The sequence below is a fragment of the Nocardia sp. NPDC004654 genome (assembly GCF_040609595.1).
Taxonomy (GTDB): Bacteria; Actinomycetota; Actinomycetes; order Mycobacteriales; family Mycobacteriaceae; genus Nocardia.
Genome location: NZ_JBEXKI010000010.1, coordinates 167,971 through 180,589, shown reverse-complemented (window position 1 = coordinate 180,589; position 12,619 = coordinate 167,971). Strand labels below are relative to the sequence as shown.

Sequence of the window (12,619 nt, the reverse complement as noted above, 5' to 3'; positions counted from 1 at the left end):
CTCCTACTCCGCTTTCTTCGCGCGGCTGGGTTGGACCCGGGGTGGCTCGTTGGGCATTTTCGGGTATTGCGGGGGCCAGGGGGCGTCCATGAGGCCGGCGGCCATGTCGCGGTCGGACATTTCGAGGAGGGGGGCGATGGATTGCGGTTGGCGGTCGGACCAGGGGTCGCCGTGTTCGGCGAGGCGGGCGGGGACGGTCGCGATGGTGAGTTCGTCGGGGGCGACGGTGCCCAGGTCGTCCCAGGAGATCGGGGTCGAGACCTGGGCGCCGACCTTCGGGCGCACGCACCACGCGCCGAATACCGTTTTGTGGGGGGCGTTCTGGTTGAAGTCGATGAATACCCGTTGGCCGCGTTTCTCTTTCCACCATTGCGCGGTGATCAGGTCCGGGTGTCTGCGCTCGAGCTCCCTGGCCAGCGCGACCGCGGCCGCGCGCACCTGGTAGCCGTCCCATTTCTCCTGCAGCGCGACGTAGATGTGCAGTCCGCGCGAGCCGGAGGTCTTGACCCGGCATTCGATGCCGAGTTCGGCGAACAGGTCTCTGGTGAGCACGGCGCCGTGCCTGAGATCGTCGAAACCGATACCGGGGGAGGGGTCGAGATCGATCCGCAATTCGTCGGCGATGCGCAGATCGGCGACATGGTTGGGCCAGACGTGGAAACCGAGGCACCCCTGGTTCACCGCCCACAGAATGTGCGCGAGGTCGTGTGCGACGAGCGCGTCGCTGGTGGTGCCGTTCGGCGTCGACACCTCCACGGTGTGCAGCCAGTCGGGCGCCGACTTGGGCACCCGCTTCTGGAACCACGACTTGCCCGACGCCCCATCGGGATACCGCTCCAGCAGCAGCGGCCGGTCGCGCACCACACCGAGGAACGGCTCGGCCACCGCCTGGTAGTAACGCACCAGATCGAGCTTGGTCTCGCCGCGCTTGGTGAAGTACACCTTGTCGGGATTGCTGATGGTGACGGTTCTACCGTCGACCTCGATGTCCACCGACGCGGTCATCGCGACGCCTCGGTGAAGATGGCGCTCAGCTCGGCGGGCGCCACCTCGTCCAGCTGGGCGTAGGTACACGATTCCGGCGTGCGATCGGACCGGAAGCGCACCAGCCTGCCGCCGTGGCGCAGCCGACCGGATTGCACGTGCTCGTAGCGAACCTCGGCCACCAGCTCCGGCCGCAGCGCCTCCCAGGACAGGTCCTTGCCGCCGGTCCAGCGGCTCACGCCACCCGGCATCTTGCCCTCCGCCTTCGCCTGCGCGGCGGCGTCGGCCCAGTCCCGCCACGGATGGTTCGCCAAAGCGTTCTCCCGCAACGGTTTCAGCTCCTCGACGAGCGACTCGCGCTTGGCCGCGGTGAAACTGCTCGCCACCCCGACGTGATGCAGCCGACCCTCGTCGTCGAACAATCCGAGCAGCAGCGAGCCGACGCCCTGACCGTCCTTGTGCCAGCGGAACCCCGCCACCACGCAGTCGGCCGTCCGCTCGTGCTTGACCTTCAGCATCACCCGCTTGTCCTGCTGGTACGGCTGAGCATCGGCCTTGACCATGACCCCGTCGAAACCCGCGCCCTCGAACCGGGTGAACCAGTCCTCGGCCACGTCCGGGTCGCGGGTCAGCGGCGTCAGGTGGACGCGAGCAAGCGCGGTGTCCAGAATCGTCTCCAGCAGTCGCCTGCGCTCGGCGAACGGTTCGTCGGTGAGGTCCTTGTCGCCGAGCGCGAGCAGATCGAAGGCGACGAAACTCGCGGGTGTCTCCACCGCGAGCTTGTTCACTCGCGACGCGGCCGGATGCAGCCGATTCTGCAGGGTGTCGAAATCCAGGCCGTGCTCGGTGACCACCACGATCTCGCCGTCCACCACGCATTTGTCGGGCAGCGCCTGTTTCAGCAGTTCCGCGACCTCGGGAAAATACCGGGTCAGCGGGCGGTCGTTGCGGGAACCGAGTTCGACGTCGTCGCCGTCGCGGAACACCACGCACCGGAATCCGTCCCATTTGGGTTCGAAGCTCAGGCCCGGCTCGCGCGGCACCGACGGCGCGGTCTTGGCCAGCATCGGCCGGACGGGTGGCATCACCGGTAGGTCCACACGTTCCTCCTCGGGTCACCTGGGACAGGTTGCGCAGCGACGTCGAATCAGTCCAGCGATGAGAGACCGTCCCGATCCCAACGGTAAACCCGCCTAATCCAACCAGCCGTGTTGATCGGCGAAGGCGGTGAGGCGGTCGCGGATGGTGAGGATCTCGCCCGCGGTGAGCGCGGGGCTCGCGTCGAGCAGCAGTTCGGTGATCAGGCGCTTGTGCTCGGCGGCGGTGAGCTGGCCGGTCGACGACCGGTCCTTCTTGTGGCGGGACGGCGCGGCGGCCGCACCGCCGACGGCGCTGAGATTGATCGCTTTGGGGCCCCGGTCGCCCTCGGTGACGTCGAATTCGAAGACCCGCCCCTGGCGCAGTTCGTCCTCGTCCAGTCCGATGTCGTTCACGTGCACGAACACATCCGGTCCACCGTCTTCCGGTCGAATGAACCCGAACCCCCGAGAGCTGTCGAACGACACCAATTTCCCGATGGACACCAACACCCGCTCCTCGCCGCCGTCGCTACCCGGCCACTTTAGCTCGCATTATCCGCTTCGTCGTTCGAAAGCGCCTTTTGTGGAGAGTTCACCCCGTGCGTATCGCGATCTCTTTTCCGCCGGGAAAGGAAGCGCCGCGGGCATTCTCGATCGAGAATTCGCTGGAACAGTCTTGTGTTGAATACAGGCCTGTTCGACAATGGAGTATGGCCACGAGCACTCGGCGATACCGTTCCACCCTGCGCCAGGCGAAGGCCGACGAGACGAGGGCGGCGGTGCTGGCCGCTGCCGCCGAGCTGTTCGTCGCCCGCGGGTGGGCGGGCACCTCGATGCGCGACATCGCGGGCCGCGCGGGCTGCGCGGTGGAGACGGTGTACAGCAGCGTCGGCAACAAGCGCGAGATCCTCAAAATGGTGCTCGACGTGGCCGTGGTCGGGGACGACGAGCCGGTGCCCCTGCTCGAGCGGCCGGAATTCCACGCCATCGCGGCGGGCGTCGTCCGCGAGCGCGCCGCCAAGCTGGCGGGCCTGCTCGAGACCGTGAACCGGAGATCGGCGGCGTTGCACCGGGTGCTGGCGCAAGCCGCGGCCGCCGATGCGGAACTGGCCGTCCTCGCGGCCCGCGACCGCGCGAATCGCTGGACGTCGATGCGGGCGGGGCTCGAGGCGGTGACGGGTCGACCCGTCACCGACGCCGAAGCCGACTCGCTGCGCGCTGTTCTCGGTGGCGAGGTCTACCTCGCGCTCACCGAGGAATCGGCGTGGACGCCGGACAAGTATCGAAACTGGGCGGCCGACACCGTGATTCGGCTGCTCGACCTCGCCGAGGAGTAATCGACATGACTTCCTCCGCAGACCTGGAACGGCCCGCCGACACCCGCGTGATAGGAATCGTGCATTCGGCGATGCGCCGTGATCTGCGCAGAGCCAGGAACGCGTTGAGCGCTTGGCCCTATCCGTTCGACGAGCAGCGCGTCGCGATCGCGGAACATCTGCTCTGGATCATGCGCTTCTTGCACCATCACCACGAGTCCGAAGACGAGTACCTCTATCCGCTGGTCCGCGACCGCGACCCGGCCGCGGCGCACCTGCTCGACCGGATGCACGCCGACCACCGCGCCATCGAACTCGCCATCGACCGGCTGATCCGCGCGGCGGCGGTCTATCGGGTGAGCGCCGAGGCCCGCGCCGATGTGCTCGCGGCGCTCGATCATCTGGAGACCGTGCTGTATCCGCACTTGGAACGCGAAGAGCACGAAATGATGCCGGTGGTCTCCGCCGTCGTCACCGAACGGGAGTGGCGGCGTTGGGCCGACGTGTACAACATCAAACCCCTCGGCCCGATCGAGCTTTTCGACGAGGGGTTGTTCCTCGTGGACGACGCCTCGCCCGCCGATGCCGCCGCGATCGGCGAGATGGTCCCCGCCGTCCCGCGTTGGCTGATGCTGCACGTCTTGATCAAGCGATACCGCAAAGCCGCGTTCCGGCGCTGGCACACCGCGGAATTCTCCCCGTTGCACGTCCCGCTGGGCGGCAGCGACGAGGTGTTCTGCTCTGAGCCGCCGGAGGCGGTGTGGGCGGTGCTCGCCGATGTCACCCGCGTCGGCGAGTGGAGCCACGAATGCCGCGAGGCCCACTGGCTCGGCGACAGCACCCGCGCGGAGGTCGGCGCCCGCTTCCGCGGCAGCAACAAATCGGGCATCTGGCGCTGGCGGCGCGTCTGCACTTGTACGGTCGTCGACAAACCACGAGAACTGGTCTGGGTGACCGACGGCGGCGTCTTCGGCGACAACTCCGAATGGCGTTTCCGGCTGCGGCCCACACCCGACGGGACCCGCATCGAGCAGACCTTCCGGGTGCTGGCCCTTCCGGTCTGGCTCGACTGGGTGATCTACCGATTCCTTCCCGCGCACCGCGATCGTTCCCGCGCGCTGCACGGCGATCTCGATCGGCTCGCCCAGCTGGTCGAGCGCGAATCGTCCTGAAACACTACGGGTTCATCCGGTACGCCCCCGCGTGACCGAGCACCTCCGCGTAGACGCGATCGGCCCGCGCGGCGTCGGAGATCGGCTTGCGCAGCACGCTGAGCGCCCATTCCTGTTGCGCGGCAGTGGAAGACGCCTTGCCGAACACCCCGAGCGCGTAGGCCGAGAAGTCGCGGACGAACAATTCGAAGATGGCGTCCACATGATCGTCGGGCGTGCCCGCGATCTTCGCCTGCTCCAGGATGAGCTGGCCGTAGGGCAGCAGCGTGAACAACTCGCCGACGGCCAGCTGGTAGTCCAGATCGGTCAGCTGTTCGTCGGTGGCGGGCGCCTGCACCGGGAATTGGACGAACCGCTCTGCCTGCTCCAGGAACAACGCGACGTTCGGCAGGTGACGGTAGTCGGCGAACGCGGGCCGCCAGTCGGCGAAGCGCACCTTGCCCAGACCCGCGGCGCCGGGCTGGCGGAACAGCGCCTCGTCGTCGCCCGCGTCCCGGCGCACCGGCACCGGCGGCAGGTCGGCGGCGTTGTAGAGGAAGCTCGGCATGAACTTCAGGGTGAGCGCCATGTTCACGTGCGCGGTGCCCTCCAGCCGCGGCATGGAGTCGATCAGGCCGCGCGCCATCGCGAAGTAGGTGTCCTTCTCGAAACCCTTGGCGGAGATGACATCCGAGAGCTCGCGGAAGGCGCGCTCGCCCTCGCGCGTCACCTTCATCTTGCCGATCGAGTTGAACATGACGAAACGCCGGTCCGCCGGGGACGATTCGCGCATGTAGTCGATGGCTCGCTCGTGGTAGAGCTTCATGGCGGTGATACGAATGTAGTTGTCGGACAGGATCTGTCGCACCTGGCCGAAGTCGGTGACCGGATGCCCGAACAGGATCTTGTTCGCCGCCTGATCGACGGTCTCGTAGAAGCAGTGCTGCACGATGCCGAGGGTGACCATGCCGATGTTGAACTTGCCGCAGTTCACCGCGGCCAGTGCGACGTCGAAGGCCTTGCGGCCGGTGTGCAGCACGTCGTCGGCGGTGACCGGGTAGTCCGCCAGATCGTAGGCGCTGACGTAGTTCTGGCCGTGAATGACGTTTTTCACCAGGGTGTAACTGGGGTGACCGCTGTCGGCGAGGAACCAGACGTAGGCGTCCGGGCCCTCGACGTCGGTGCGGCGGCCGATGGTCGGCACCAGTCGCGCGACATTGCCGTTGCCGATGTAGTACTTGCTGCCGTTCGCGATGAATCCGCCCGCGCCGTCGGGGGTGAGCAGCATGTCGGTGGAGTAGATGTCGGCGCCGTGGTCCTTCTCGGACAGGCCGAACGCGACGATGCCGCCACGGTCCAGCTCCTCGGCGGCGCGCGCGTGCGCCTTGCCGTTGGCGCTCTGCCAGATGGTGGCGAGGCCGAGGGTCGACACGCCCCACGCGTACCAGTACTGCGCGCCGTAGAACCCGGTGATCTCGTTGAACTTCGAGATGAACGCGGTGTCCCAGCGCTTGTCCGGATCGCCGCCCGCGTGCGCCTTGGGGGTGGCCATGTAGGCGAGGATCCGGGAGTCGGCCAGGTACGCCATCCAGTCGTCGTACCACTCGCCGCGGTGCGCGTCGGCGGTGAGCGCCTGCTTGCCCTTGCTCTCGAAGAAGTCGACGAGCGAGGCCAGCAGCCGCCGGGTCGTCGGGTCGAATTCCGCGAAGGTGTCGGTCTTCGGGTTGAACAGGGGCATGGCCGCGCTGCCTTTCATCTGAGGGCGTGTGCCATCAATTTAGAAGTGATGGCACCTGCCGTCAATTGTCTGTCGCGGATTTCCCGGCAACGACAACGGCCCGCCGCCTCGGGCGAGGCGGCGGGCCGTGGGATCTCTCGGGTCAGGAGCGGTAGATCGAGCGGTAGGCCGTGAGGGTGGCGACGCAGTGGTCGACGATCTGTTCGCGGGTCGCGCGCAGCGAACCGTTCAGCCACGCGGAGAACATTCCGGCATTGCCGCTGGCCATGCTCACCGCGGCCAGCCTGCGCCGGACCGGATCCGCGATGTGGACGAACAGGTGGTCCTGGATCAGCCGGGTGAAGGCGGGCATCACGGCGATGGTGGTCTGGCCGAGGCCGGTGCTCGAATACGGCTCGACCAGGAACAGGCGCGACTTGCGCGGATCCTCCAGCACTTTGTCCACGAGGACTTCCGACAGCGCCCGATCCCTGGACGGGTCGTCGGCCGAGGCGAACGCGGTCATCGGCTCCAGGAACTCCTCGGCGATCTGCCGGTACAGCACATCGAGCAGTTCGTCGCGGCTGCTGAAACTCTCGTAGAAATAGCGGTCGGTGAGGTTGGCACGGCGGCACACCGCGCGCATCGTGACGCCCGCCGCTCCCGCCTCGCCGATCAGATCCAGCGCGGCCTCGAGCAGCGCGGCGCGGCGCGCCTCCCGGCGCTCGGTGAGCGTCGTCCCACCCCAGATGCGGGGACCGGCGTCCTCTGATTCCTGGCCTGTCTGCACCGATTCACAGTAATGCCTACCGGACATCGGCCGTTCAGGCCCCGCTTTCCAGCGCCATTCCGGCGTCGCGCCAGCTGACGATGCCGCCCTCCAGGCTCGCCGCGTCGTATCCGGCGTGCCGGGCGAGCGCGGCGAAGCGCAGCGAGACCGCACCGACCGGACACACGAACACCACCGGCCGCGAGCGCGGGAACGGGACGCCTTGGCCCAGCATGTCGTCGAGCTGATCGTCGCGGATGTTCACCGCGCCGGGGACGTGCCCGATGCGATAGGCCATCGCGCCCCGGGTGTCGACGATGGTGGGGCGTCCGGTGCGGTCCAGTTCCGCGAGTTCGGCGGGCGAGAGCCGTGGCGTGGCCGCGAGTTCGGCGGCCGTCGGTTCCCTACGCCGGTCCGGCCGGTCGAACAGGTCCGGCCTGCGCTTCTTGATGTAGGAGAGGTATGGCTCGAGCCGATCACAGACGACGATCACCGCGACCACCGGATCGCTCGCGTCACGCGCCGAGAGGTCCAGCTGGGCAAGGGTTTCCAGGGCCGCCGCGTAGGCCGCGCCGCTGGTCGGCCCGGCCAGCACGCCGTATCCGGTGGCCAGCCGCAGCGTCGCGTCGACGGCGTCGCCGGATGTCACGGTGACGATGCGGTCGTAGAAATCCGGCTGGAACAGCCCGACGTCCCACATCTCCGTCTCCGAGCGAATGCCCGGGATGAAATCCGAGCGCTCGGAAACGACGGCGATCGTGCGCAATTCGGGATTGTGCTTGCGCAGATAGGTCGCCGCACCCCGGGTGGACCCGGTGGTGCCGAGCCCGCCGACGAGATAATCCACCCGGGCGATGCCGTCGGCCGCGAGGTCCTCGTGGATCTCCCGACCGGTCCCCAGACAGTGCGCCTCGACGTTCTTCTCGTTGGTGTACTGCGACGGATGATGATACGCGCCGGGCTCTTTCGCCATGGTCGACTCGATCACCGAATACACGTCGTTCGGCGTGGTCGGGTCCGGGCACTCGGAAAGCCCGGGCAGCTCGACGATATCGGTGCCGAGCAGTCGCAGCAGATCGCGCACCTCGGTGACCTTGATCCGATTGGTCACCGCGCGCAGCCCGACGCCGGAGAGTCCCCCGAGCACCCGCAGCGCCTTGGCGGTGTTGCCGCTGGACGCCTCGATCAGCGTCTGTCCCGCGGCGGTGATCGCGTCCAGGTCGTCCCGGATCATGCCCCAGGCGACCCGGTCCTTCACCGAGCCGAACGGGTTGTGCGACTCCAGTTTCGCGTACAACTCGACGTGCTCGAGCCCGTGGACCGCGGGATCGAGGCGCAGCAGCGGCGTATTGCCGATCAGCTCGGTGATGTGGTCGTAGCGCATCAGGGCGCCCCGGCTTCCCGCGGCACCGGGGCGGGCCGTCGCGCCGACAGCGGATCGGCCGGAACGTGCGGTTCGTAGTCGGCGTCGCGGCAGACTTGGAAACCGCCCGCGCGGTGGGCCACGGCCAGTTTCGGCGGCGGTGGCTGCATCGACGCCGAGGCCGCCGAGAGGTCCATGTGGTAGGCGGCGGTGTTGGGAAAGACGACCAGATCCCCCGTCCTCGGGCGATTCGCCAGCCAGACCTTGTGGTTGGTGATCAGGTCGCGCTCGAGGCACAGGCGTCCGGCGAAGAACACTCCCACCGGCCCGGTTTCGCGCACCGGTCGCAGCGCGGAGGCGGTGGCGGCCGCCGACCGCGGCGGGGTGATCGCGCCGTCGCCGGACCACTCGCGCGGGACACTGCCGTGCGCGGAGCCGGGCAGCACGATCGGATCGACCATCACCTCCTGATCGGCCGGTGTCACCGCGTCACGGCTGAGGTCGACGTTCACCAGCAGCGTGCCGTCCCCGAGTTCCTTGACGAACACGACCCGCGCCACCGTCACCCCGGCGTGGTCGACGAGGGCCTTGCCGGGCTCGAGCCAGAGATCGAGCAGATTGTCCGCGGCGACCTGGGCGACCGTGCGTCCGCCGTGCCGTTCCAGGGGCGAGGTCAGCAAGTCGGCGAGCATCCTGGTGGCCGGAATCGTGTTGGCGTACTTGTGGAACACCGGCGTGCCGTGCACCGCCCCGCCTTCGACGTGGTAGCCGAAGGTGTTGTCCCCCCAGCTCATCGGCTCGCCGCGACCGAGAAGCGACTCGCGCAGCGCGCGGACGTAGCCGTCGAACCGGTCGGCGTCGGCGGTGAAGACTTGGCGCAGACCGCCGCCGAGGTCGAGCACGCTGGGGGACAAGCCGTGCGCGTAGGCTTGCTCGACCAGCGCCAAACAGGCGTCGACGGCACGCACCCGTTCGGCGTTCTCGCCGGTGTCGAGGTGAAAGGCGAAGCCGAGGAACGAGATTCGCCCGCGATGGGCGCTGAGCAGATCCAGGGCGTTGTCCACATGGCTCAGCGGCACCCCGAAGCGACTCAGCGGCGACCCGGGGAAGCCGGAGACACGAAGCAGCACCGGCACTTCGGCGCGATCACCGGCCAGTTCGGCGATCCGGCGCAGCTCCCACAGATTGTCCACGTTGATCGTCGCGCCGCGGTCGATCAGATCGCGCAGGAACGCCTCACCTTTCGGGCCGGTCACCTCGATGCGCATCGGCCCGAATCCGGCGCCGATCGCGCTGGCCAGCTCCTGCGGCGAGGCCACGTCGATGGCGATGCCGGCGTCCTCGGCGGTGCGGACGAAGGCGCGGGACTGATTGGCCTTGTGCGCGTAGCAGATTCGATAGCGGGGCAGCTCTCGGTCCAGCACGGCGCGCAAGTGTTCCAGGTTGTCCGCGAAGACCTGGGGGAAGACGAGGTGCACCGGAGACCCGAATCGGATCAGCGTCTCGTCCAACGCGTCGCGGGCGTCGAGAAAGGCACGAACCAGCGGATGGACCTTCGCTGGTAGCGCCGGTAGCGGCGCCGTCATACCGCGGATTCCGAAGGCTGCGCACTGATTTCGGCGTCGGCCGGATCGGGCTTGTCGGCGACCGGGTTGTACCCGCCGTCGCGCAGCGCCTCGAAGGCGCGCGCCCGGTTGCGCGGGCTGCGGAACTCGGCGACCACCCGCTTGCTGATCAGGTCCACCTCTGCCACCACGAGCCCCATCGACTCCAGCACACCGGTGATCGTGCGGACACAGTGCTTGCAGGTCATATCCGGTACGTAGAAGGCGCGATCCTCGGCCGTCACCGGATCGTCGGCGGTGCGTTCGTCCGGCGCCGCGGCGACCTCCACCGGGCGGCAGCTCGCCACGATCTCGGTGAACACCGCGACGAACCGGTCGACCACGATGGGCAGCAGGCTGTAGTGCGCGCCGTCGAGCTGATGCGGCATCGCGGCGAGGCAGGCCGGCCGGGTACCGGGCGGCAGCAGCGCGTACTGACGGGAGATGACGTCGAGATCCTCGTGGTACTTGGCGATCGCGTCTTCGACGTTCAGGCCCTCGACCGTGGTCGCGCGCCGCATGACAGTGTGCGCGTCGGCGATGGTGGCGTCCTTCATGGCGCGCAGCGTGGCCACCGATTCGGCGGTGTAGCGCACGGTGCCGTCGGGCTGGACGGCCAGGGTCACCGGGATCATCCCGCGCCGGTAGGTGGAGGCCTGCAACTCCCAGAACCAGCGCGTCGCGACCGCCGCGAACAGGCCCGAATCCCGCATCCCCGTGGCGAATTCGATCGCGTCGCGGTAGGGCGTCTGCCGCGCGAGCAGCGCGTGCTGGGCGAGCGCGCGGCCGGTCGCCTCGATACCGACGCGGAAGATCTCGAGCGGTTCGTGATCGGTGGTGGTGCCCACCAGCACGGCGCGCTCCCGGCTGCCGAGTTCCTCGGCGCGGCGCACCAGCGCGGTATCGGCCCGCAGCGCGTGCCACAGCGCGAGGACGGTCTCGCGCACCGCGATCGGCACGAGCGGGCCGAGGCCGTCGGCGCGGTAGTGCCCGGTGTTGGGGATGCCGTCGCTGTCGGTCCACGCGATGCGGTGGGTGGCGGTGGTCACCTGATTCGGGCGGCAGGGCCGCATGAACCGCTCCATGTACAGCCGCTGCGAATACGTGAGATGGCTGTTCGCTTCCGGACGCAATGCGGCACAGGTGAATTCGATGCGTCGCGGATCGGGTGGCACCGGGACGTCGCCGAACAGCCCTGGCTGGGCGAGCCCGGCGAGAACCCGGGACGCCGCCCTGCGGTCGTAGCGCGGGGTGTCGGTGTTCACGTGACCTCCTCGGCAATCGTCGTGACGCAGGCGGTGAACCGGTCGATCTCGTCGAGGGTGTTGTAGATGTGCGTGCTGACCCGCACCGAGTCCAGGTCGTCGGCGCCGGGGCCCGCCGCGGGCGTGCAGTGCAGTCCGGTGCGCACCAGGAAACCCATCTCGCCGAGCACGAAACCCAGGTCGGCGGCACTGATTCCGGCGATGCGGAACGAGACGATGCCGTAGCCCGTCGCGCACGGCGCGTAGGCTGGCCCGGGCAGGAACTCCAGCCCGGGCGCCGCGCGCAGTCGCTCGATCAGCCGCAGGGTGAGCGCGCGGTTGTGCGCGGCGATGGCCTCGATGCCGAAGGACTCGAGCACGTCCAGCGCGCTGCCCAGTGCCAGGATGCCGGGGATGTTGTGGGTGCCGCCCTCGAGCAGGTCGGGCATCGCCGTGCCGACCAGCCCCGACTCGGTGAGCCGCACCCCCGAATTCCCGCCGGGCAGGAAGGGCAGCAGCCGATCGTGAATCCGCCGGTGGCAGTAGAGGATCCCGACTCCGGGCGCACCGAACATCTTGTGCGCGGCGAATACCGCGAAATCGGCGCCGAGCTCGGTGACGTCGACCGGCAGGTGCCCGCCGCTCTGGCTGCAGTCGAAGCACAGCAGTACCGACGGATCAATCCGTCCGCGCAGTTCTTCCAGCGTGGTCACCGCGCCGTAGACGTGGTGCAGGTGGCTGGTGACGATCAGCCTGGTGCGCGGGGTCAGCTTTCCGAGGATGTCGGCGGTGTCGGCCTCGCCGAGTTCGGTGGTCCGGTAGGGGACCAGCTCGATGTGGCGGCCGAACCGGGCGAGCAACTGGCGTAGGTGGTGCCAGGGATGCACGGCGGAGGCGTGATCGCGCGGGTTGTAGAGGATTTCGTCGCCGTCGGCGAGCTCGGCCAGTCCCCACGACAGCGCGACCGCGTTGAGCGCTGCGGTGGCGCCCGCGGTGAAGACCACCTCGTCGGGATGGTCGGCGCCGAGGAACACCGCGGCGCGGGCGCGCACGTCCGCCACCCGCGCGGTCAGCTCGGTCGACCAAGCGTAGGTACCGCGCCCGGCGTTGGCGGTGCGGGAGGAGTGGTAGCGGTAGATCGTCTCGATGACCGGCAGCGGCTTCTGCGTGGTCGCCGCGCTGTCCAGATAGACCTCGGGCGATTCCGCCAGCGCCGGAAACAGCGCGCGCACGGCGTCGGCACGGACAGTATCGGTGCGGGGTGGTGGCGAAGCGGGGAACCGGTGACCGGGGGAGTGGCGCACGGTCGGGGAGCGGGTGAAGTGCGAGCCTGGCGCGGGTGACCGCAACGTGACGCTCCCTTCACGCCGATGCCCTGGACACCCACCAACG

General features: G+C 68.6%; 11 protein-coding genes. 2 read left to right on the top strand and 9 right to left on the bottom strand.

All coding sequences use genetic code 11. The features are described 5' to 3' along the window. Positions 1–3: 3 nt before the first annotated feature. From ligD to ABZV58_RS30300, 3 genes are all read right to left on the bottom strand, one after another. Complete coding sequence (gene ligD, locus ABZV58_RS30310; protein WP_355003602.1) at positions 4–1,005, bottom strand: non-homologous end-joining DNA ligase; 1,002 nt, start codon at positions 1,003–1,005, stop codon at positions 4–6. Next, complete coding sequence (locus ABZV58_RS30305; protein WP_355003601.1) at positions 1,002–2,084, bottom strand: ATP-dependent DNA ligase; 1,083 nt, start codon at positions 2,082–2,084, stop codon at positions 1,002–1,004. Before ABZV58_RS30305 ends, ligD begins: the two co-directional genes overlap by 4 nt. 93 nt (positions 2,085–2,177) lie before the next feature. Next, complete coding sequence (locus ABZV58_RS30300) at positions 2,178–2,573, bottom strand: cold shock domain-containing protein (RefSeq protein ID WP_253811062.1); 396 nt, start codon at positions 2,571–2,573, stop codon at positions 2,178–2,180. Positions 2,574–2,773: 200 nt separating this feature from the next. Between ABZV58_RS30300 and ABZV58_RS30295 the strand changes: the two genes are divergently transcribed. Continuing rightward, positions 2,774–3,400 (top strand): helix-turn-helix domain-containing protein, encoded by a 627-nt coding sequence (locus ABZV58_RS30295; RefSeq protein ID WP_355003600.1) that lies wholly within the window; start codon positions 2,774–2,776, stop codon positions 3,398–3,400. 5 nt (positions 3,401–3,405) lie between these two features. Further along, entirely contained in the window at positions 3,406–4,551 is a 1,146-nt protein-coding gene (locus tag ABZV58_RS30290; RefSeq protein WP_355003599.1) for a hemerythrin domain-containing protein, read from the top strand. Between the two features lie 4 nt (positions 4,552–4,555). On the opposite strand, the gene ABZV58_RS30285 is transcribed toward ABZV58_RS30290, so the two are convergent. From ABZV58_RS30285 to ABZV58_RS30260, 6 genes are all read right to left on the bottom strand, one after another. Then, the gene (locus tag ABZV58_RS30285) at positions 4,556–6,286 is read right to left on the bottom strand and encodes an acyl-CoA dehydrogenase family protein (RefSeq protein ID WP_355003598.1); all 1,731 of its coding nucleotides are present in this window, start codon (positions 6,284–6,286) and stop codon (positions 4,556–4,558) included. A gap of 124 nt (positions 6,287–6,410) precedes the next feature. After that, positions 6,411–7,037 carry a TetR/AcrR family transcriptional regulator gene (locus tag ABZV58_RS30280; RefSeq protein ID WP_355003597.1) on the bottom strand — a complete coding sequence of 209 codons (627 nt, stop codon included), beginning with the start codon at positions 7,035–7,037 and terminating at the stop codon, positions 6,411–6,413. Between the two features lie 34 nt (positions 7,038–7,071). After that, positions 7,072–8,400, bottom strand: coding sequence for a pyridoxal-phosphate dependent enzyme (locus tag ABZV58_RS30275; protein WP_355003596.1), 1,329 nt, complete (start codon positions 8,398–8,400; stop codon positions 7,072–7,074). Then, on the bottom strand, positions 8,400–9,965 hold the full coding sequence (locus ABZV58_RS30270; RefSeq protein ID WP_355003595.1) for an alanine racemase: 1,566 nt from the start codon (positions 9,963–9,965) through the stop codon (positions 8,400–8,402). Before ABZV58_RS30270 ends, ABZV58_RS30275 begins: the two co-directional genes overlap by 1 nt. Then, on the bottom strand, positions 9,962–11,248 hold the full coding sequence (locus tag ABZV58_RS30265; RefSeq protein ID WP_355003594.1) for a heavy-metal-associated domain-containing protein: 1,287 nt from the start codon (positions 11,246–11,248) through the stop codon (positions 9,962–9,964). The genes ABZV58_RS30270 and ABZV58_RS30265 overlap by 4 nt, the downstream gene beginning before the upstream one ends. Beyond that, positions 11,245–12,576, bottom strand: coding sequence for an aminotransferase class V-fold PLP-dependent enzyme (locus ABZV58_RS30260; protein ID WP_355003593.1), 1,332 nt, complete (start codon positions 12,574–12,576; stop codon positions 11,245–11,247). Before ABZV58_RS30260 ends, ABZV58_RS30265 begins: the two co-directional genes overlap by 4 nt. Between the last annotated feature and the right edge of the window lie 43 nt (positions 12,577–12,619).